14 protein-coding genes are annotated in these 20294 nt (G+C 63.7%); 1 reads left to right on the forward strand and 13 read right to left on the reverse strand.

Annotated elements, in window-relative coordinates; all coding sequences use genetic code 11:
• Positions 1-139: 139 nt before the first annotated feature.
• From D3I60_RS10880 to D3I60_RS10890, 3 genes are all read right to left on the reverse strand, one after another.
• A complete protein-coding gene (locus D3I60_RS10880) occupies positions 140-4012 on the reverse strand; it encodes a DNA-directed RNA polymerase subunit beta' (protein ID WP_346659567.1) in 3873 nt (1290 codons plus the stop codon).
• Between the two features lie 68 nt (positions 4013-4080).
• A complete protein-coding gene (rpoB, locus tag D3I60_RS10885) occupies positions 4081-7560 on the reverse strand; it encodes a DNA-directed RNA polymerase subunit beta (protein WP_262776273.1) in 3480 nt (1159 codons plus the stop codon).
• Between the two features lie 229 nt (positions 7561-7789).
• A complete protein-coding gene (locus D3I60_RS10890; RefSeq protein ID WP_262776274.1) occupies positions 7790-8848 on the reverse strand; it encodes a GNAT family N-acetyltransferase in 1059 nt (352 codons plus the stop codon).
• 99 nt (positions 8849-8947) lie between these two features.
• Between D3I60_RS10890 and D3I60_RS10895 the strand changes: the two genes are divergently transcribed.
• Entirely contained in the window at positions 8948-9748 is an 801-nt protein-coding gene (locus tag D3I60_RS10895) for an MBL fold metallo-hydrolase (RefSeq protein WP_262776276.1), read from the forward strand.
• A 64-nt stretch (positions 9749-9812) separates the two neighbouring features.
• Here the strand turns inward: D3I60_RS10895 and D3I60_RS10900 are convergent, their stop codons facing one another.
• The 10 genes from D3I60_RS10900 to rplK form a co-directional block, all read right to left on the reverse strand.
• The gene (locus tag D3I60_RS10900; protein ID WP_262776278.1) at positions 9813-11030 is read right to left on the reverse strand and encodes a hypothetical protein; all 1218 of its coding nucleotides are present in this window, start codon (positions 11028-11030) and stop codon (positions 9813-9815) included.
• Entirely contained in the window at positions 11027-11836 is an 810-nt protein-coding gene (locus D3I60_RS10905) for a hypothetical protein (RefSeq protein ID WP_262776279.1), read from the reverse strand. The genes D3I60_RS10900 and D3I60_RS10905 overlap by 4 nt, the downstream gene beginning before the upstream one ends.
• Positions 11836-13071, reverse strand: coding sequence for a hypothetical protein (locus tag D3I60_RS10910; RefSeq protein WP_262776280.1), 1236 nt, complete (start codon positions 13069-13071; stop codon positions 11836-11838). Before D3I60_RS10910 ends, D3I60_RS10905 begins: the two co-directional genes overlap by 1 nt.
• Before the next feature lie 202 nt (positions 13072-13273).
• Positions 13274-13660: a 50S ribosomal protein L7/L12 gene (gene rplL, locus D3I60_RS10915; protein ID WP_101546927.1), complete on the reverse strand. Its 387-nt coding sequence runs from the start codon at positions 13658-13660 to the stop codon at positions 13274-13276.
• A gap of 59 nt (positions 13661-13719) precedes the next feature.
• Positions 13720-14253 carry a 50S ribosomal protein L10 gene (rplJ, locus tag D3I60_RS10920; protein ID WP_062244493.1) on the reverse strand — a complete coding sequence of 178 codons (534 nt, stop codon included), beginning with the start codon at positions 14251-14253 and terminating at the stop codon, positions 13720-13722.
• Between the two features lie 357 nt (positions 14254-14610).
• A complete protein-coding gene (adhP, locus tag D3I60_RS10925) occupies positions 14611-15630 on the reverse strand; it encodes an alcohol dehydrogenase AdhP (RefSeq protein ID WP_262776283.1) in 1020 nt (339 codons plus the stop codon).
• Positions 15631-15757: 127 nt separating this feature from the next.
• On the reverse strand, positions 15758-17281 hold the full coding sequence (exaC, locus tag D3I60_RS10930; protein WP_262776285.1) for an acetaldehyde dehydrogenase ExaC: 1524 nt from the start codon (positions 17279-17281) through the stop codon (positions 15758-15760).
• A 144-nt stretch (positions 17282-17425) separates the two neighbouring features.
• The gene (locus D3I60_RS10935) at positions 17426-18703 is read right to left on the reverse strand and encodes a helix-turn-helix domain-containing protein (protein WP_262776286.1); all 1278 of its coding nucleotides are present in this window, start codon (positions 18701-18703) and stop codon (positions 17426-17428) included.
• 227 nt (positions 18704-18930) lie between these two features.
• A complete protein-coding gene (gene rplA, locus D3I60_RS10940; RefSeq protein WP_101555448.1) occupies positions 18931-19626 on the reverse strand; it encodes a 50S ribosomal protein L1 in 696 nt (231 codons plus the stop codon).
• A gap of 64 nt (positions 19627-19690) precedes the next feature.
• Positions 19691-20128 carry a 50S ribosomal protein L11 gene (gene rplK, locus D3I60_RS10945; protein WP_025776636.1) on the reverse strand — a complete coding sequence of 146 codons (438 nt, stop codon included), beginning with the start codon at positions 20126-20128 and terminating at the stop codon, positions 19691-19693.
• Positions 20129-20294 lie beyond the last annotated feature (166 nt).

Below are 20294 nucleotides of genomic sequence, written 5' to 3' on the forward strand. Positions count from 1 at the left end.
GGAGTGTCGTAACACGGGCACACACCCGTGTTACGACACTCCACCCGTTTCTCGATGCCGCAGACATGAATGGCGGGAGGGGCACCCACCGAATGGTGGATGCCCCTCCTGTCTGCCTTACGGCCGGGAGATCAGCTGATCAGCTGAATGCTCCGTAGTCGTAGTCTTCCAGCGGGATGGCGGAACCGGAATCGGCTCCGATGCCTGCGTAGAAGTCGCCGTAGCTGTTGGTGAACATCTCGGCCTTGGCCTCTTCGGTCGGCTCCACCACGAGGTTGCGGTGGGTCTGCAGGCCGGTGCCGGCAGGGATGAGCTTACCGAGGATGACGTTCTCCTTGAGACCCATGAGCGTATCGGACTTGCCTTCCATGGCCGCCTCGGTGAGGACGCGGGTGGTCTCCTGGAAGGACGCGGCCGACAGCCACGACTCGGTGGCCAGCGAAGCCTTCGTGATGCCCATCAGCTCGTCACGAGCCGATGCCGGCTGGCCGCCTTCGGCGACCACACGACGGTTCTCCGCCTGATAGCGGCCGCGGTCGACGAGCTCGCCGGGCAGCAGATTCGTATCGCCCGACTCGATCACGGTCACGCGACGCAGCATCTGCCGCACGATGACCTCGATGTGCTTGTCGTGGATGCCCACGCCCTGCGATCGGTAGACCTTCTGAACTTCCTCGACGAGGAAGCGCTCGGCCTCACGGCGTCCGCGGATGCGCAGCACCTGCTTCGGATCGACGGCACCGACGATGAGCTGCTCTCCGGCCTTGACGTGCTGACCGTCCTCGACCATGAGACGGGCGCGCTTGGACACTGCGTGCTCGATCTCTTCGCTGCCGTCATCAGGGGTGATGATGACGAAGCGGGTCTTGCGGCTGTCGTCGATCTTCGCCCGTCCGGTCGCCTCGGCGATGGGGGCGAAGCCCTTCGGTGTGCGAGCTTCGAAGAGCTCGGTCACACGCGGCAGACCCTGCGTGATATCACCTGTCGAAGCGGCGGCACCACCGGTGTGGAACGTACGCATCGTCAGCTGGGTACCGGGCTCACCGATCGACTGTGCTGCGACGGTGCCGATGGCCTCGCCGATGTCGACGAGCTGGCCGGTCGCCATCGAGCGACCGTAGTGCTCGGCGGAGATCTGCGCATCTGAATCGGCAGTCAGCACGGAGTGGACCTTGAGCTCCTCGATGCCGTTGGCCACGAGCATGTCCACCACTGCACCGGTGACATCGGACTTGGCCGGAAGGAGCACATTGCCCTCGGCGTCGGTGACATCGGAGACGGTGAGACGACCGTAGACGCTGGTCTCGGCGTACTCGTGCGGAACCAGATTGCCCTCGTGATCGCGTTCGGCGATCGGCAGGGTGATGCCCTTGTTCGACTCGGCCTCTGCCGCGCGGATGATGACATCCTGCGAGACGTCGACGAGACGACGGGTCAGGTAACCGGAGTCAGCGGTACGCAGAGCGGTATCGGCCAGACCCTTACGAGCACCGTGCGAGGCGATGAAGTACTCGAGCACGGCGAGTCCCTCACGGTAGTTCGACACGATCGGACGCGGGATGATCTCACCCTGCGGGTTCGTCACCAGTCCGCGCATACCGGCCAGCTGACGCACCTGCATCCAGTTACCGGAAGCACCGGACTCGACCAGACGCAGCACCGAGTTCTCCACGGGGAAGTTCGTGCGCATGATCTGGTCGACCTTCTCCGTCGTCTCCGTCCACAGCTTGACGAGCTCGTTACGGCGCTCGTCGTCGGTGAGTGCACCGAGCTCGTACTGCTGCTGAACCTTCGTGTCGATAACCTCGGCATCGTTGATGATCTCGGTCTTCGCCTCGGGTGAGACGACATCCGACATCGCAATGGTAATGCCCGAGCGGGTGGCCCAGTGGAAGCCGCCGGCCTTGAAGTTGTCCAGCGTGTGGGCAACCTCGACCTTCGGGTACTCCTCGGCGAGGTGGTTGACGATCCGGCTCAGGGCCTTCTTGTCGATCGTGGAGTTCACGAACGCGTAGTCGGCAGGCAGGTACTCGTTGAACGTCGCGCGGCCCAGGGTGGTCGCCACGTCCAGCGGGTCGCCGGCCTCCCAGCCCTCAGGGAGCTCCATGTCCGCGTTGGGAACGACGTCTTCCAGGCGGATGGTGATCGGCGAACCGAGGTCGAGCTCTCCGCGGTCGAAGGCCATGATGGCTTCGCCCATACCGGAGAACGCACGGCCCTCGCCGGCCAGTCCCTTGCGCTCGGAGGTGAGGTGGAACAGACCGATGATCATATCCTGCGAAGGCATGGTCACGGGCTTGCCGTCCGAGGGCTTGAGGATGTTGTTGGCCGAGAGCATGAGGATGCGGGCCTCGGCCTGCGCCTCGGGGCTCAGCGGCAGGTGCACAGCCATCTGGTCACCGTCGAAGTCAGCGTTGAACGCCGAGCAGACGAGCGGGTGCAGCTGGATGGCCTTACCCTCGATGAGCTGCGGCTCGAACGCCTGGATGCCCAGACGGTGCAGGGTCGGTGCACGGTTGAGCAGCACGGGGTGTTCGGTGATGACCTCTTCGAGGACGTCCCACACCTGCGGATGCTGGCGCTCGACCATTCGCTTGGCCGACTTGATGTTCTGAGCGTGGTTGAGATCGACCAGGCGCTTCATCACGAAGGGCTTGAACAGCTCGAGAGCCATGGTCTTCGGCAGACCGCACTGGTGCAGGTGCAGCTGCGGACCGACGACGATGACCGAACGACCCGAGTAGTCCACACGCTTACCCAGCAGGTTCTGACGGAAGCGTCCCTGCTTGCCCTTGAGCATGTCCGACAGCGACTTGAGCGGGCGGTTGCCCGGTCCGGTCACCGGACGACCGCGACGTCCGTTGTCGAACAGCGAGTCCACGGCCTCCTGCAGCATCCGCTTCTCGTTGTTGACGATGATCTCGGGAGCACCGAGGTCGAGCAGACGCTTGAGGCGGTTGTTGCGGTTGATGACGCGACGGTAGAGGTCGTTGAGATCCGAGGTCGCGAATCGTCCACCATCGAGCTGCACCATCGGGCGCAACTCCGGCGGGATCACCGGAACGACGTCGAGGACCATGCCCTCGGGGTTGTTGTCGGTGGTCAGGAACGCGTTGACGACCTTGAGGCGCTTGAGCGCACGGGTCTTGCGCTGTCCCTTGCCGGTGGCGATGAGCTCACGCAGCTTCTCGGCTTCGCCTTCGAGATCGAAGTCGATGAGGCGCTTCTGGATGGCTTCGGCACCCATGGCACCGGTGAAGTACAGGCCGAAGCGGTGGAACATCTCGCGGTACAGGCTCTCGTCACCTTCAAGGTCGTTGACCTTGAGGTTCTTGAACCGGTCCCACACCTGCTCGATACGGTCGACCTCGCGGTCGGCGTTCTTGCGCAGCTTGTCCATTTCCTTCTCAGCGGTGTCGCGCAGCTTCTTCTTGGCCTGGGCGGTTCCGCCTTCGGCCTCGAGTGCGGCGAGATCCTCTTCGAGCTTCTTGGCACGACGGTCGATGTCGGCGTCACGGCAGGTGCCGATCTGCTGCTTCTCGACGTCGATCTTGTTCTGCAGGCTGGGCAGATCACGGTGACGGGAATCCTCGTCGACCGATGTGATCATGTAGGCCGCGAAGTAGATGACCTTTTCGAGGTCCTTCGGAGCCAGGTCCAGCAGGTACCCCAGGCGCGAGGGCACACCCTTGAAGTACCAGATGTGGGTGACGGGAGCCGCGAGCTCGAGGTGGCCCATCCGCTCACGACGCACCTTGGCACGGGTCACCTCGACGCCGCAGCGTTCGCAGATGATGCCCTTGAAGCGGACTCGCTTGTACTTTCCGCAGGCGCACTCCCAATCACGGGTCGGTCCGAAGATCTTCTCGCAGAAGAGTCCGTCCTTCTCCGGCTTCAGGGTGCGGTAGTTGATGGTCTCAGGCTTTTTCACCTCACCGTGTGACCAGCCGCGGATGTTCTCCGTGGTGGCAAGACCGATGCGCAGTTCATCAAAGAAATTGACGTCAGGCACGTAAATCCTCTTTCCTGGCGATGAACGAATCGTTCATCAAAAAGTTGTGTCGGTTGAAGTGGAAGTCCTCAGACTTCTTCTACGGTCTGTGCTTCGCGGCGGGAGAGGTCGATGCCGAGCTCTTCGGCGGCGCGGTAGACCTCGTCCTCCGACTCGCCCATCTCGACATGGCCTCCGTCGGAAGACAGGACTTCGACGTTGAGGCACAGGGACTGCATCTCCTTGATGAGGACCTTGAACGACTCCGGGATTCCCGGGTCGGGCAGGTTCTCACCCTTGACGATGGCTTCGTAGACCTTCACACGGCCTGGGATGTCATCGGACTTGATCGTCAGAAGCTCCTGCAGGGTGTAGGCGGCGCCGTAGGCCTCGAGGGCCCAGACTTCCATCTCACCGAAGCGCTGACCACCGAACTGCGCCTTACCACCGAGCGGCTGCTGGGTGATCATCGAGTACGGTCCGGTCGAACGCGCGTGGATCTTGTCGTCGACGAGGTGGTGGAGCTTGAGCATGTACATGTAGCCGACCGAGATCGGGTACGGGAACGGCTCACCGGAGCGTCCGTCGAACAGCTGGGCCTTGCCCGAGGAGTCGATGAGGCGGTCCCCATCGCGGTTCGGGGTCGTCGAATCCAGCAGTCCGCGCAGCTCCTGCTCGTGCGCACCGTCGAAGACCGGGGTGGCCAGGTTGGTGCCGGCCTCGGCTTCGCGAGCGGCATCGGGCAGCTCGGCAGCCCATTCGGGGTTGCCCTCGATCTTCCAGCCCTGCTTCGAGATCCATCCGAGGTGAACCTCGAAGACCTGTCCGATGTTCATACGACGGGGAACACCGTGCGGGTTGAGGATGACGTCGACAGGGGTGCCGTCGGCGAGGAACGGCATGTCCTCGACCGGCAGGATCGTCGAGATGACGCCCTTGTTTCCGTGACGACCGGCCATCTTGTCACCGATGGTGATCTTGCGGCGCTGAGCCACGTAGACGCGGACCATCTGGTTGACGCCCGGCGAGAGCTCGTCATCGTCCTCGCGGTCGAAGACGCGCACACCGATGACGGTGCCGATCTCGCCGTGGGGAACACGCAGCGAGGTGTCGCGGACCTCACGGGACTTCTCACCGAAGATCGCCCGCAGCAGGCGCTCTTCCGGGGTCAGCTCGGTCTCACCCTTCGGGGTGACCTTGCCGACGAGGATGTCACCGTCGGTGACCTCGGCGCCGATGCGGATGATTCCGCGATCGTCGAGGTCGGCCAGAGCATCGGGCGAGATGTTCGGGATGTCCCGAGTGATCTCTTCGGCACCGAGCTTGGTGTCGCGAGCATCGACTTCGTGCTCTTCGATGTGGATCGAGGAGAGCACATCGTCCTGGACGAGACGCTGCGAGAGGATGATCGCATCCTCGTAGTTGTAGCCTTCCCAGGACATGAACGCCACGAGGAGGTTCTTGCCCAGAGCCATCTCGCCGTTCTCGGTGGACGGTCCGTCGGCGAGGACGGTTCCGGCCTCGACGCGGTCGCCTTCGTCGACGAGGATGCGCTGGTTGTACGAGGTGCCGTGGTTCGACCGCTTGAACTTCGCCGCCTTGTAGGTCAGCTGGGTTCCGTCGTCGGCGAGCACAGTGACGTAGTCGGCCGAGACCTCGGTGATGACACCGGACTTCTCAGCGGTGATGACATCGCCGGCGTCGACGGCGGCACGGTATTCCATGCCGGTGCCCACGACCGGGGATTCGGCCATCACCAGCGGCACGGCCTGACGCTGCATGTTCGCACCCATGAGGGCGCGGTTGGCGTCGTCGTGCTCGAGGAACGGAATCAGAGCCGAAGCCACGGATACCATCTGTCGTGCGGAGACGTCCATGAAGTCGATCTGGTCGTGCTGGACCAGCTCGGCCTCACCGCCGCCGCCCTTCGGACGGGCCAGGACCTCGACCTCGGCGAAACGCTGGTCGTCGGTCAGCGGTGCGTTGGCCTGGGCGATGTTGAACTCGAGTTCGTCATCGGCGGTCAGGTACTGCGTCTCATCGGTTACGACACCGTCGACGACCTTGCGGTAAGGCGTCTCGATGAAGCCGAAGGGGTTGATGCGGGCGTAGGACGCCAGCGAACCGATCAGACCGATGTTCGGACCTTCGGGGGTCTCGATCGGGCACATGCGGCCGTAGTGCGAGGGGTGCACGTCACGGACTTCCATGGCAGCACGGTCACGCGAGAGACCGCCGGGCCCCAGTGCGGAGAGACGGCGCTTGTGGGTCAGACCCGCGAGGGGGTTGTTCTGATCCATGAACTGCGAGAGCTGCGAGGTGCCGAAGAACTCCTTGATCGCAGCCACCACGGGGCGGATGTTGATCAGGGTCTGCGGGGTGATCGCCTCGACGTCCTGTGTGGTCATGCGCTCGCGCACGACGCGCTCCATCCGGGACAGACCAGTGCGGATCTGGTTCTCGATGAGCTCGCCGACGGCCCGGATGCGGCGGTTGCCGAAGTGATCGATGTCGTCGAGCTTGACGCTGATCTCGACTTCTTCGCCGTCGCGGGTGCCCTTGGCCGTGTCCACTCCGGCGTGCAGAGACACGAGGTAGCGGATGGTGGCGACGACGTCCTCGGTGGAGAGCACCGAGTCCGACAGCGGGGCTTCGACGCCGAGCTTGCGGTTGACCTTGTAGCGGCCGACCTTGGCCAGGTCATAGCGCTTCGGGTTGAAGTACAGGTTGTTGAGCAGGTTGCGAGCGGCCTCAGCGGTCGCGGGCTCTGCCGGGCGCAGCTTCTTGTAGATGTCGAGTAGCGCTTCGTCCTGCGTGGTGACGGTGTCCTTGGCCATCGTCTCGCGGATCGATTCGAACTCGCCGAACTCTTCGAGGATCTTCGCTTCGGACCAGCCGAGGGCCTTTAGCAGAACAGTCACGGACTGCTTGCGCTTGCGATCGAGGCGAACACCGACCTGGTCGCGCTTGTCGACCTCGAACTCCAGCCAGGCACCGCGGGACGGGATGATCTTCGCGGTGAAGATGTCCTTGTCCGTGGTCTTGTCGACGCTGGATTCGAAGTAGGCGCCGGGCGAACGCACGAGCTGGGAGACGACGACGCGCTCGGTGCCGTTGACGATGAACGTGCCCTTGTCGGTCATGAGGGGGAAGTCACCCATGAACACGGTCTGGCTCTTGATCTCGCCGGTGTTGTTGTTCATGAACTCGGCTGTGACGTACAGCGGCGCCGAGTAGGTCATATCGCGTTCCTTGCACTCATCGATCGAGTACTTTGGAGCTTCGAACCGGTGCTCGCGGAACGACAGCGACATGGATCCGCCGAAGTCTTCGATCGGCGAGATCTCTTCGAAGATGTCTTCGAGTCCCGAGGTGGTTGCGACTGAGTCGTCCCCGAACTCGATGGCCTCGGCGACGCGGTCCTGCCACGCCTCCGATCCGATCAGCCAGTCGAAGCTGTCCGTCTGCAGACCGAGCAGATCGGGAACCTCGAGGGGCTCGCGAATCTTCGCGAAGGAAATTCTCTTGGGGGGATTAGCGGTCCTGGTGTTGTCGTTGGCGGCGGCCAATTGGTTCCTTCCGAGTGCTTCACCATCTGATACTTCGTCTGCCCACTCACTCCGGCGACGTCCGGACATCCACGACATATACGGGGTGTGTCAGATTTCGACTCCCGGCGTCGGCATGGTTCACTTGAGTGGAAATGCTGTGCCCACCGCTATATGAAGGCACACCACAGGCAGAACGATGCAAATATCAAGCTTATAGCATCTGGTCAAGTCTGGCAAGACGGCGGTTTCAGTGCAGATTCTTCGTCCACATCCCCACCCAGGCCCACGTGGCGAATCCCGCCTGATCGTTGATCGCCAGCATCCACGAATTCTCCACGGCGTTCCACGTGTACACCCGGTCGACCGCCGTGTTCTCGGCGAGGCTGCGATGATTGGCGATCTTGAGCCTGGCGCCGAGGCGGTGGCCACGATGCTCGCTCAGCACCAGGGTTCCGCCCTGCCACCCGACGGTCGGCCGATCGGCCGAGTGTCCGACCTGCGTGTATCCCGCCGGCTCCCCGTCGAGGAGGGCGAGCGCCGTGGCCATGGATTCGCCCTTTGCTTCCTTCTCTGCGTCGAGGGCCCTCACCCGCTCACCGCCCCAGGTCTCCTCTCCCCCGAATTTCGCTGCTCCCGGCACGTCGGTGCTCAGCCGTCGCTTGCACAGTGCGATGTGCTCGAGCCGCTGTTCCGGGACCGGACCTCGCCATGTCTCGATGACGTAGTCGTCGGCCATGGCACCGAGGTCGAGCTCGGCCGCAGTTGCGGTCGGAGCGACGGAGCACCGTTCGATCTGCGCGAGCCCGTATCCGCGAGCGCTGAGGAACGACACTTCCGGCAGAGCGACCGGCAGCGTCCCGGCACCGGTCTCGGCGGCAAGATGGGCGCCGCGCAGGTCGGCAGTTCTGACAGACTCCGGGATCTCACAATAGGTCGACAGCGCGGTCCGTCCGTCTGCCGCCAGGTCGGACTCCATCCGCTCGAGCAGGGCCGCGCCCAGTCCTCGTCGGCGCAGATCGGGTCGGACCGCGCACCAGAGCTCTGCGGTGTCGGTGTTGCTCGTCAGACGCAGGTCTGCAGTGCCCCTGGCGACGATGTCTCCGTGGTTGCGACCGATCCATGTGAGCGTAGTCCGGTACTCGCTCCTGCTGGTCAGCGCGTGCCGCACATCCTCGGGAATCGGGTCGAAGTCCTCCCCCAGCCCGGATGCTCGATTGATGACAGTGTCGAAAGCCAGCAGCTCGGGTATCAATGCCTCGATTGCCGCCGGGTCGCCGTGTCCGGACCTGATCCGGGTGATCTCCATCTGTGGCCTCTGTCGTCCCTGATGGCCGCCTCGCATTGCAATGTCTCCTTCGCGCATCGTCGCGCTGACAGCCGGTGGGAGACATTCTAGACTGCGACCATGACACGAGTGAGTATCCTCAGCTTCGATCCGGCCGCAGTCAACTGCGGAATCATCGTCGGCGCCGATCGCTCTCTGCTCGTCGACGCGGGCCCTGGCCCCGCGGCCGCCGCATATCTGGTGGAGCGGGCGGGCCGCCTCGGCGAGGAGATCGGAGGCAGCCATCCCCGCGCGATCGAGCTCGCGATCACCCATGATCATTGGGATCACTTCTTCGGCGCCGCCGCAGCCGTCTCCGCCGGGGTCACCGCCGTGTACGCATCTTCATCGTTCGCCGCCGATCAGGAGGCCACGGCCTGGATCGCTCTCGACGGAGTCGCGGGCGGTGACTTCCCGGAGGAATATCGGTCGAGCCTACCCACGGATCCCGGTGAGCTCATCGTCGACGTCTCGCCCGTCGATCCGACACCCGGTGATGTGTGGCACCTCGACCTCGGTGGCTGTCCGGTCGAGTTCCATGTGCTCGGAGGACATTCGACGGCCGACCTCGTCGTCCGACTGCCCGAGTTCGGCATCGTCTTCACCGGCGACCTCGTCGAAGAGGCGGATGCACCTCAGGCCGGGGCCGATGCTTCCTTGAGCGAATGGGCATCGAGCCTGCACACCCTGCTGTCGTTTCCTGAAGCGAGGACCTTCGTTCCCGGTCACGGGGTCCCGGTCGACCGTGATTTCGTTTCCCGGCAGCTCGCCGATATCGAGGGGATGAGGATCGATCAGGGAGACGCCGAGGTGGCTCTGCCCGCCCGCTCCATGCCGGGTGATCATGATCGGACGATTCCCCGGGAGCACCGCCTGGTCTGATTCCGGACCCGCCTGAGCAACGGTCGGACGCGCACTGACTGAGTGGACTCAGGCGGCCGTTTTCCTAGGAGCCGTGCCGGTGCAGGGCGGTGACGAGATCGCCGCCGATCGCTCCGAACAGCGTCTGTGCCCAAACGCTGCGGCCCTCGACGTAGGGTCGGTCGCCGTCGAAGATCCACTGCAGTTCGCGGCCGGAGTGCAGATCGGACAGGCAGCTGCTGCAGACGGGGACGCGAACGCTCTTTCCCGCCAAGTGTCCCTTGCGCTCGGTGCTCACCAGCTGATTCGATCGCGCCTCTCCGTGGAGGGGGTTGACAGTGCACAGACTCTGCGGGAGTCCCCGCGTCTTTGCTGACTTCGTCGAGCCAGTAGAGCGGGCAGAATCGGACTTTCCGGTCCTCGCCCCGCGCTTGGTCGATCTGTGCAGCTTCACCTCGGCGATCTCGCGTCCGGCCTGACGCAGCAGCACCATGGCCCCGGCGAGGTCGATGCGTTCGGCCTCGGTGTCGTCGACGATGGATCTGGCCATCTGGTAGGCGTCGAGCGCTCTTTCCACTCCCTCGGCATCTGTGGTGCTGAGGTCCTGGGTCTGCAGCTGCGTGATCTCGTCGGCCAGCTCTGTCGTGTCCTCGTTCAGTCCTTCTCGCAGGGTCTTCCGCTGCAGGTCATCGACCCGGTCGAGCAGTCGAGCGGGCAGTTCGAAGCGGCGGCGGGTGCGGGCGGCTTTCGCCCGCTCTCGCCGAGACCTGGCGAACCAGATGACGGCGATGACCAGAGCCAGCACCAGAACCGCTCCGCCGAGGAACAGAGTGGCTGTCGAGTTCGAACCGTCGACCGTCTGCACCTCGCTGCCCGAGGCCTCCTGTCCGGTTTCGTACTCGGGTGCTTCCTGCGGATCGGCGTAGAGGTCGAGGAGCATGTTCAGCTTCGTCTGCGACGGAGTGCTGTGGCTCCATTGTTCGCGCCCGACCGACATCTGCTCCATCACCTGCATCTGCAGATCGTGCTGGTCCTCGAAGGTGTAGTCGACGGCGAGGTCGGTGTTCGTATCGATCATGATGAACGCCCCCTCATCGCCGTTGAAGACCTTGACTTGCTCGAGCAGATCCGGATCGGCACCCTCGCCTCCGGTGACGATGACGTAGACATCGAAGTCGAGGCTGTCGATCTTCGTCTCCGCCTTCTGCAGCAGCGCTTCATTGATCTCCCCCTTCGCGGCATTCGTCACGTAGACGGGATCGGTGTTGAGCGCCTCGGCGATCGTCTGGGCCTGTTGGGTCACTGCTTCGCTGTCCGTTTCTTCAGTGCGCGGCGGATGAAGTATGTTCCGACGCCGATTCCCGCGCCGACGAGGATGCCGAAGACGGCTCCGGCCACAGCGCCGCCGGTGCTGTACGACAGCGTGTGCGGGTCCTTCGTCGTGTCCTCGGAGGTCACCTCTGGGTTCCCGTCGTCATCGTGACGGTGCGAGTAGCGCGATTCGACATCCTCGGTCTCGGCAGCACTGATCTTACGCACTCCCGCGAGCGCGGCATCGGAGTCGCTGTCGTCGAAGTCCCCCGACAGAGTCAGCAGCGAAGGTCGGATGAGGTCTTTCTCCGCCAATCCCATGCGTCCGGTGGCGTCGACCGTAAGCACTGCAGCCTCGGGGTCATCCATCTCGGTGACGATCCGAGCCGCCAACAGATCGAGGTCTCCATCGGCATCGTCGAGATCCGAGACGTTGAGGAACGCCACATAGATCGGGCTGTCGGCGTCGGCGATCTCTGCGCGGATGGAGTCGACATCGCCCTCTTCGATCTCGAACTCCGGGTAGCCGTCGAAGTAGACGGGATCTGCTGCGAAGGACTTCGCGATCGCCTGGTAGCGGCCTGTTGCGTAGTTCGGGTCATGGGCGCCTTCGATGCGGTCGTCGTAGATCGAGTCGACGACGATCGCGCCACTGTCGGCTGCGGTGATCCTCTCGGCCTTCGCCTGATCGAACAGATGTGTGCTCAGCAGAGTGGCGCCGATCGACACTGCGGCGACCGCGACGACGGCGATGAGCCAGTCGAGTGGGGTGTTCGAACGCACGCTTCCGGCGGCCATCATCGGCTCCTTCCGACAGCAGCGGAGCGCTGTGGGCTCATTTCATCCAACACCGCCTCGTCGAGAGGTTGGAAACTGCCGAAACCGGAGAGTGCATAAGCGTCATCGCGTTGGAAGTACGGAACTGCACGGGTGGAGCCGGGACGTTTGGGCACCATCAGTCGTTCAGGGTCGTGGCCGGTCGCCAGCTCCTGACGACAGTCGGCGCACAGCCCCACGGTGAGGCTGCGGCCCGACTGTTTGAGCACATGGTCCTCAATGTCGTTGCGATGATGCGGAAAGAGGAAGCAGAAGCGCGGTTCGTCTTCGACTCGGCTGGAGCGTCTGCGCAGCTGTCGGCGCAGCCAACGGTCGAGGGCGACGAGGACGAACACCCCGTTGCGGTGGGCGAAGTCGACCGATTCTGCCCAATCCGGGTGGGCCGCGGTCAGAGCCGCCAGCGCATCCTGGATTCGTCTGCCTCGGTCATACAGGGCCCACGTGTCGTCATCGGGATGGTCGGGTTCGGGGATCGGGCCAGCCGCCTCGGTGACGGCCTTCTTCAGTTTGTGCGACGTGACCAGTTCGGGATTCGTGGTCAGCTCCGACCGCCAGGAATAGCGATGACGGCGATGCAGTAGCCACAGGGTCGCACCGAGGGCTGCGACGGCCGTGGCACCGAAGACGAGCGCGTCGGGGTCGGAGTTGTCGAGGCCGAAGCGTTCGATGTAGTCCTCATCGCGGTCACCGACGTCGCGGGTGTCGAAATCCGGTGCCGGGGGAGGTTCGGTGCCCTTGGCGGCGGCGACGAGGACCTGCAGATAGTAGGGCACGGCAAGTTCGACGGGGATGAAGTCGTCGCTGCTGGACTTCATGAGTTCCGGGGCACCCGTGGGGACGACGGGTCCGTTGTCGGTGACGAGGTAGGCGAACGAGCGGGCGGAGGTCTCGCCTTCACTGAAGAGGACGAGGGTCTGCTTCTCCCCCGATTCCTGATGCATGTCGAAGGCGAAGTCGGAGGTGAACTTCGCCCAATCGCCGTAGCCCATGGTCAGGAGTCCGGGAATGATCGCGAGATAGTGGGTGAGGCCGGTGCCCTCGGTCTGCTGTGAGGCTTGCCGAATGGTCTTGATCTGACTCTCGGTCAGTCCGGGCCTGATGATCTCGTCGATGTAGAGGGGATGCTGCGCCCAGGTTCCGCGGATGCGGTCGCGCAACTGCTGCTGTGCGCGGGCGTAGCTCGTCGTCTCAGTCACCAGTCAAGGATAGTTCAGCTTCTGCCCGGCCCTTGTCGATCGGTGTTCCGAATCGGTCACATCGACACGGGACGGGCGGACATCCTCGGCGAATGAGGGCATTCCTGTTGGAGTGGGCATTCCCGGTGGGGATGCAGAGAACCCCCACGGCGGACCGTGGGGGTTCGAAGCCTATGCAGCAGTCAGGCTGCTGCGCAGAAGATCACTTGAGGGTGACGGTGGCGCCGGCAGCCTCGAGGGTCTCCTTGGCCTTCTCGGCGTCTTCCTTCGAAGCGCCTTCGAGGACGGCCTTGGGAGCTCCGTCGACGAGGTCCTTGGCTTCCTTGAGTCCGAGGGAGGTGAGTCCACGGACTTCCTTGATGACGGGAACCTTCTTCTCGCCGGCCGATTCGAGGATGACGTCGAATTCGGTCTGCTCTTCAGCAGCGGCTTCGCCGGCTCCGCCAGCGGCAGGAGCAGCGGCGACGGCGGCCGGAGCGGCAGCCTCGACGTCGAACTCTTCTTCGAACTTCTTGACGAACTCGGACAGTTCGATGAGGGTGAGCTCCTTGAAAGCCTCGAGGAGCTCGTCGGTGGTGAGCTTAGCCATGGTGGCTAGTCCTTCCTGTTTTGGTCACGATCAGCGACCGGTTCGGTTTGTGGTGATGCTCAGGCGTCGGAGGCAGGAGCGTCGTCCTGCTTCTCGCGGAGGGCATCGACAGTGCGCACGGCCTTGACCAGCGGAGCGGTGAAGAGGTAAGCCGCCTGGTGGAGGCTTGCCTTCATGGCACCGGCTGCCTTTGCAAGCAGCACTTCGCGGGATTCGAGGTCGGCGAGCTGGTTGACCTGTTCGGGGCTGAGCGCGGCTCCATCGAAGTAGCCGCCCTTCACCACGAGCTTGTCGTTCGCCTTGGCAAAGTTACGCAGAGCTTTGGCAGCCTCAGGTGGTTCGCCGTTGACGAACGCGATCGCGGTGGGCCCATTGAGGTGCTCATCGAGACCGGTGACTCCGGCTTCCTTGGCTGCAATCTTGGTCAGCGTGTTCTTTACCACGGCGTAGCTGACGTTCTCACCGAGAGAGACGCGCAGTTCTTTCATCTGCGCGACGGTGAGACCGCGGTACTCGGTCAGCAACACAGCGTCGGAGTTCTCAAACTGCTGTTTGATCTCCTCGACTGCGGCTGCCTTGTCTGGCCTCGCCATGGTGTTCCTTTCATAAGTCGTCCGGTCTGCCCCGACAACAGAAAAAGCGCTCCACGCAGGAAGGCGTGAAACGCTTGGCCGTCGATTCCAGAGGAATCCGACGGAAGGATTTCGAGCTCACCTGCGCGGGTCACTCTCTAGGAGTCTTCGTCTGCGGGCACCGGGATTCGATGGCGAATTCCGATGATTCCACAGAGACCGACGGTCTTGGGTGGTTCAAGTCTAACGAAGTCTGTCGCGGCAAGTCCAATCCGACCACCGAGACCCCTCCCACACTACCCGACGGCGGCGCAGCAACCTGGCGCGAGGTTGCTGCGCCGCCGTCGGGTAGTTCTAGGGCTCGGGTGTGCAGGTTCGTCAGTATTCGATGACGACGCGGCCGTCGATCTTGCCGTGTTCCATCTCGTCGAAGATCGCGTTGATGTCCTCGAGCGGTCGCTTCGTGAACGTCGGGTGGATCTTGCCGGCGGCATAGAATTCCAACGCCTCGACCATGTCCTGTCGGGTGCCGACGATCGAACCTCGGATCGTCAGGCCCTTGAGCACGATGTCGAAGATCGGAGCCGGGAAGTCACCGGGCGGCAGTCCGTTGAAGACGATGGTGCCGCCTCGGCGAGTCATTCCGATCGCCTGACCGAACGCCGCGGGGTGGACGGCGGTGACGAGGACTCCGTGTGAGCCGCCGATCCTGTCCTGGATGATCTCGGCCGGAACCTCGGCGAAAGCGTTGACGGTGATTTCGGCACCGTGCTTCTTCGCCAGCGCCAGCTTGTCGTCGGCGACATCGACGGCGACAACGCGCATGCCCATGGCGACCGCGTACTGGACGGCGATGTGTCCCAGTCCGCCGATTCCGGAGATGATGACCCATTGGCCCGGCTGAACCTCGGTGCGTTTGAGTCCCTTGTACACGGTGACGCCGGCGCAGAGGACCGGTGCGATCTCATAGGGATCGGCACCGTCGGGGATGATGGCGGCGAACTTCGTATCGACGAGCATGTACTCGCCGAAGGAGCCGTCGACGCCGTAGCCGCCGTTGACCTGGGATTCGCAGAGGGTCTCCCATCCCTGACGGCAGTGCTCACAGGTCCCGCATGCGGTCCACAGCCAAGCGTTGCCGACCATCTGTCCGACCTCGACATCGGTGACGCCCTCGCCGACCTTTTCGACGATGCCGACTCCTTCGTGTCCCGGGATGAGCGGCACCTTCGGTTTGACCGGCCAATCACCATGGGCGGCGTGGAGATCGGTGTGACAGACGCCGGAGGCGACGAGCTTGACCAAGGCCTGGCCCGGGCCGGGGTCGGGAATCGCATTGTCCCCGACGACCAGTTCCTGGCCGAAACCCTCGACTACTGCAGCTTTCATAGCGGACATCATTCTCTCCTTTGTGATGATGGTTCATGAAGCGATGCGGGGTTTGAACTTGAGGTGGAAGAACTACCCGACGGCGGCCCAGCAACCTGGCGCGAGGTTGCTGCGCCGCCGTCGGGTAGCAATTGGGTCAGAAGAAGCCTTGGGCGTTCTCCGAATAGCTGACGAGCAAGTTCTTCGTCTGCTGGTAGTGGTCGAGCATCATCTTGTGGTTCTCGCGTCCGATGCCCGAAGCCTTGTACCCGCCGAAAGCCGCATGGGCCGGGTAGGCGTGGTAGTTGTTCACCCATACTCGCCCGGCCTGGATCTCACGACCGGCCCGGTAGGCAGTGTTGCCGTCACGGGACCAGACTCCGGCGCCGAGGCCGTAGAGCGTGTCGTTGGCCGTGGCCAAAGCGTCGGCGTAGTCGGAGAACGTCGCGACCGAGACGACGGGCCCGAAGATCTCCTCCTGGAAGATGCGCATCTTGTTCGTGCCCTTGAAGATCGTCGGCTGCACGTAGAATCCGCCGGCCAGATCCCCGTCGAGTTCGGCTTTGCCGCCGCCGGTGAGCACCTCGGCGCCTTCCTGACGGCCGATGTCGAGGTAGGACATGATCTTCTCGAACTGGTCGTTCGAGGCCTGGGCGCCCATCATCGTGTCCGTGTCGAGCGGGTTGCCCTGGACGATCTTCTTCGTCCTGGCCACGACCTTCTCGAGGAAGGGATCGGCGATCGATTCCTGGATGAGTGCACGCGACGGGCAGGTGCAGACCTCGCCCTGGTTGAGGGCGAACATCGTGAAGCCCTCCTGGGCCTTGTCCGCGTACGAGTCGTCCTTGGCCAAAACATCCTCGAAGAAGATATTCGGCGACTTTCCGCCGAGCTCGAGGGTGACCGGGATGATGTTCTGCGAGGCGTACTGCATGATCAAGCGGCCGGTCGTCGTCTCACCGGTGAACGCGATCTTCGAGATCCGCTTGTTCGACGCCAGCGGCTTGCCGGCTTCGAGGCCGAAGCCGTTGACGACGTTGAGCACGCCCTCGGGCAGAAGGTCGGCGATGAGTTCGACGAGGACGAGGATCGACGCCGGAGTCTGCTCGGCGGGCTTGAGCACGATCGCATTGCCCGCGGCCAGCGCCGGAGCGATCTTCCACACGCCCATGAGGATCGGGAAGTTCCAGGGAATGATCTGACCGACCACGCCGAGCGGCTCGTGGAAGTGATACGCCACCGTGTCCTCGTCGATCTGCGAGAGTCCGCCCTCCTGCGCCCTGATCGCTCCGGCGAAGTAGCGGAAGTGGTCGACTGCCAGCGGCAGGTCGGCGTTGAGGGGTTCACGGATCGCCTTGCCGTTGTCCCAGGTCTCGGCGACGGCGAGCGTCTCGAGGTTCTCTTCGATGCGATCGGCGATCCGATTGAGGATGTTGGCCCGTTCGGCCACCGCCGTCTTGCCCCAGGCCGGAGCCGCCTTGTGCGCGGCATCGAGAGCGAGTTCGATATCCTCGGCGGTGCTGGCCGGGAGCTCCGTGAAGGTCTTGCCGGTGACCGGGCTGGGATTCTCGAAATAGTTGCCCTTGACCGGCGGCACCCACTGACCGCCGATGAAGTTCTCGTAGCGGGACTTGAACGTGACGAGCGACCCGTCCTGACCGGGCTGTGCGTAGACAGTCATTGCAACTCCTTTGATGCGTCTGATTCCACCGGATTGCTCCGTGTGACCACGACGCTACCGAGCGCAACGTTGCATGTGGGTTGCATCATATCGCCGAGGCGGTCGAACCGTCCCGCACACCGAACCGCGATGGGTTCGCCGAATTCAGAGACCCAGCGCCTCCAGACGCACGACCGCGGCGTTGCGTTCGGCGGCCTCGGGCGGGGCCAGACGCAGCACGGTCATGAGGACTTCGACGTCGTCACGGAAGTCGGGAAGATCGGCCAACCGCCACAGCTGCTGCCAGGTTCCGTCCTGCAGCAGGGTCTCGCGCATGAGTGCGTTGACTTCTGCTCCTATCTCCCGCACTCCCGGAGCATCGGAGTCCGGCAGGACGGTTCCGATGAATTGTTCGAGGGCCGAATCCGCGTCACCTTTGGCCAGCGCCTGAACAGTTCGCTCAAGATCCGAATCGACATCCCCGCGAAGTCGATAGGGGCGCGCATCGATGCGCAGATCGCCGAGGCTGTCGATCGTTCTGCGCAGACGATTGATCTCCGCCCGGACCGTGACTTCGCTGCCGCCGACCGTCCACAGCCGCTCCACCAGACCGGCTCCGCTGATGCCGTCGGGAAACCGGTGCAGCAGGAGCAGGATCTCGGCGTGCCTGCGGGTCAGCGGGATCCGGGTGCCGTTCGGGCTTGCCAAGGCGGGGCTGGGACCGAGCACGGTGAGTCTGGTTCCGACCGCCTCGGTGCCGGTGAGCATCTGCTGCGGGGTGAAGAGCTGGGACAGCTGGGCACCTGCGGCCTTGGCTGTCGAGGACAGCAGCGGCAGCACGATAGAGGACACGGCGTCGTCGCCCCCAGTGACATCGATGATGCCGATGACCTGCCCGGTCAGAGGGTGGTTGACGGGGACCGCACTGCAGCTCCAGGAATGGACGTCGGGCGCGAAATGTTCGGCGCGGCTGACCTGCACCGGGCGGCCCGAGCGCAGAGCCAGCGCCGGGGCGGAGGTGCCCATGACCTCTTCGGACCAGTCCGAGCCGGACACGAATCCCATGGCTTCGGCGCGGTTGCGCACGCCTCGCTCCCCCTCGACCCAGAGCAATCGCCCCTGTTCGTCGCCGAGGGCGGCGAGCAGACCGGCATCCTTGGCGGGTTCGATGAGGTGGGATCGCAGCAGCGGCATGATCGCGTGGAAGGGATGGCGTCGGCGCACCTCGGCGAGGCGATCGGCTTCGAACGGGACTTGGACCTCCACGCTGTCGGGGTCGCGCAGCCGGGCCAGAGACCGGTCCCAGGATTCCAACACCGAGGCGCGCACCCCAGGCTCCCACGATGGTGCAGGGAGGAGCGGATCCGATGGCCCGGCCAGACGCTCATGTGCGCGGCGAACAGCACGCTGATAGGTGTCTTCGAGCAGCAGCGTCGAATCCATGGCGGACGGTCCACCTCCATCGGCGGGTGTCGGAAGAGAGCCTCAACTGCTCATAATCTAATCGCGAACCCGCCTGCGGACAAGAGCCCGTCCACTCCCCGAACTACCTGACGGCGGCCCAGCAACCTCGCGCGAGGTTGCTGGGCCGCCGTCAGGTAGCAATTGGGAAGGAAGAGGGCGGGAAGCGAACGAATCGCTTCCCGCCCTCTGCCGGTGCATCGATCAGATCAGATGCGCAGACCCGAGTGGTCGACCGGAACGGCGGGGCCGTTCGAGGTCGTGATCGTGGCCTTGCTGATGTAGCGGCCCTTCGAGGAGGACGGCTTCAGACGCAGGATCTCTTCGATCGCAGCATCGAAGTTCTCCTGCAGAGCTTCCTCGGAGAAGGAGACCTTTCCGATGATGAAGTGCAGGTTCGAGTGCTTGTCGACGCGGAATTCGATCTTTCCGCCCTTGATGTCGTTGACGGCCTTGGCGACATCCATGGTCACGGTGCCGGTCTTCGGGTTCGGCATCAGGCCGCGGGGACCCAGCACCTTACCGAGACGACCGACCTTGCCCATCATGTCGGGGGTCGCAACAGCGGCATCGAAGTCGGTGAACCCTCCGGCCACCTTCTCCAGCAGGTCATCGGAGCCGACGTAGTCAGCACCTGCTTCACGGGCAGCTTCTGCACGGTCGCCGGCAGCGAACACCAGGACCCGAGCGGTCTTACCGGTACCATGCGGAAGGTTGACGGTGCCGCGCACCATCTGGTCCGCCTTGCGGGGGTCAACACCCAGGCGGAGAGCGACCTCGACCGTGGCGTCGTACTTCGCCACGTTGGTCTCTTTGGCCAGGGCGATCGCCTGAGCCGGTTCGTAGTTCACATCTGCGGCGATCTTCTCAGCCGCGGCCTGATAGGCCTTCGAACGCTTTGCCATCTGCTTTACTCCTTGCAGTCGTGGTGTGGGCTGCGTGGGCCCTGCCACTGTGTGGGGTGAGGTCTCAGACCTCGATGTCGGTGGTGATGCCCATGGAACGCGCGGTTCCGGCGACGATGCGGTCGGCCTGATCCAGGGTGTTGGCGTTCAGGTCGGGCATCTTCGTGGTGGCGATCTCGCGCACCTGGTCGGCGCTCAGGTGAGCGACCTTGACGGTGTGCGGAGTAGCCGAACCCGACTTCACTCCGGCGGCCTTCTTGATCAGCTCGGCTGCCGGCGGGGTCTTGAGCACGAAGTCGAACGAACGATCTTCGTACACGGTGATCTCGACGGGAACGATGTTTCCACGCTGGGATTCTGTGGCGGCGTTGTAGGCCTTGCAGAATTCCATGATGTTGACGCCGTGCTGGGCAAGCGCCGGACCGATCGGAGGAGCCGGGTTAGCGGCACCTGCCTGAATCTGGAGCTTGACGAGGCCGGCTACCTTTTTCTTGGGAGGCATGTACGGTCCTTAATCTTGAGGTTTCGATGTGCCAGACATATACAGCACATCGTTCGACGGCGGCCTTCCGATAAGGGCCGCAATCAAACCACACCAGTATTCCATGCGCGCCCGCCTGCGGGCAAATGCTCGTGAGGGGCATCACCCGATCATTCCCTCGCCGAGG

Source organism: Brevibacterium permense, assembly GCF_025506275.1.
Lineage (GTDB): Bacteria > Actinomycetota > Actinomycetes > Actinomycetales > Brevibacteriaceae > Brevibacterium > Brevibacterium permense_A.

Bases quoted from the DNA above. Each gene is read 5' to 3' on its own strand.
- D3I60_RS10935 (WP_262776286.1), bottom strand. From the start codon at position 18,703: ATGGATTCGACGCTGCTGCTCGAAGACACCTATCAGCGTGCTGTTCGC.
- rplL (WP_101546927.1), bottom strand. From the start codon at position 13,660: ATGGCTAAGCTCACCACCGACGAGCTCCTCGAGGCTTTCAAGGAGCTC.
- D3I60_RS10905 (WP_262776279.1), bottom strand. From the start codon at position 11,836: ATGGCCGCCGGAAGCGTGCGTTCGAACACCCCACTCGACTGGCTCATC.
- rplK (WP_025776636.1), bottom strand. From the start codon at position 20,128: ATGCCTCCCAAGAAAAAGGTAGCCGGCCTCGTCAAGCTCCAGATTCAG.
- exaC (WP_262776285.1), bottom strand. From the start codon at position 17,281: ATGACTGTCTACGCACAGCCCGGTCAGGACGGGTCGCTCGTCACGTTC.
- rplA (WP_101555448.1), bottom strand. From the start codon at position 19,626: ATGGCAAAGCGTTCGAAGGCCTATCAGGCCGCGGCTGAGAAGATCGCC.
- rplJ (WP_062244493.1), bottom strand. From the start codon at position 14,253: ATGGCGAGGCCAGACAAGGCAGCCGCAGTCGAGGAGATCAAACAGCAG.
- D3I60_RS10895 (WP_262776276.1), top strand. From the start codon at position 8,948: ATGACACGAGTGAGTATCCTCAGCTTCGATCCGGCCGCAGTCAACTGC.
- adhP (WP_262776283.1), bottom strand. From the start codon at position 15,630: ATGTCCGCTATGAAAGCTGCAGTAGTCGAGGGTTTCGGCCAGGAACTG.
- D3I60_RS10890 (WP_262776274.1), bottom strand. From the start codon at position 8,848: ATGGAGATCACCCGGATCAGGTCCGGACACGGCGACCCGGCGGCAATC.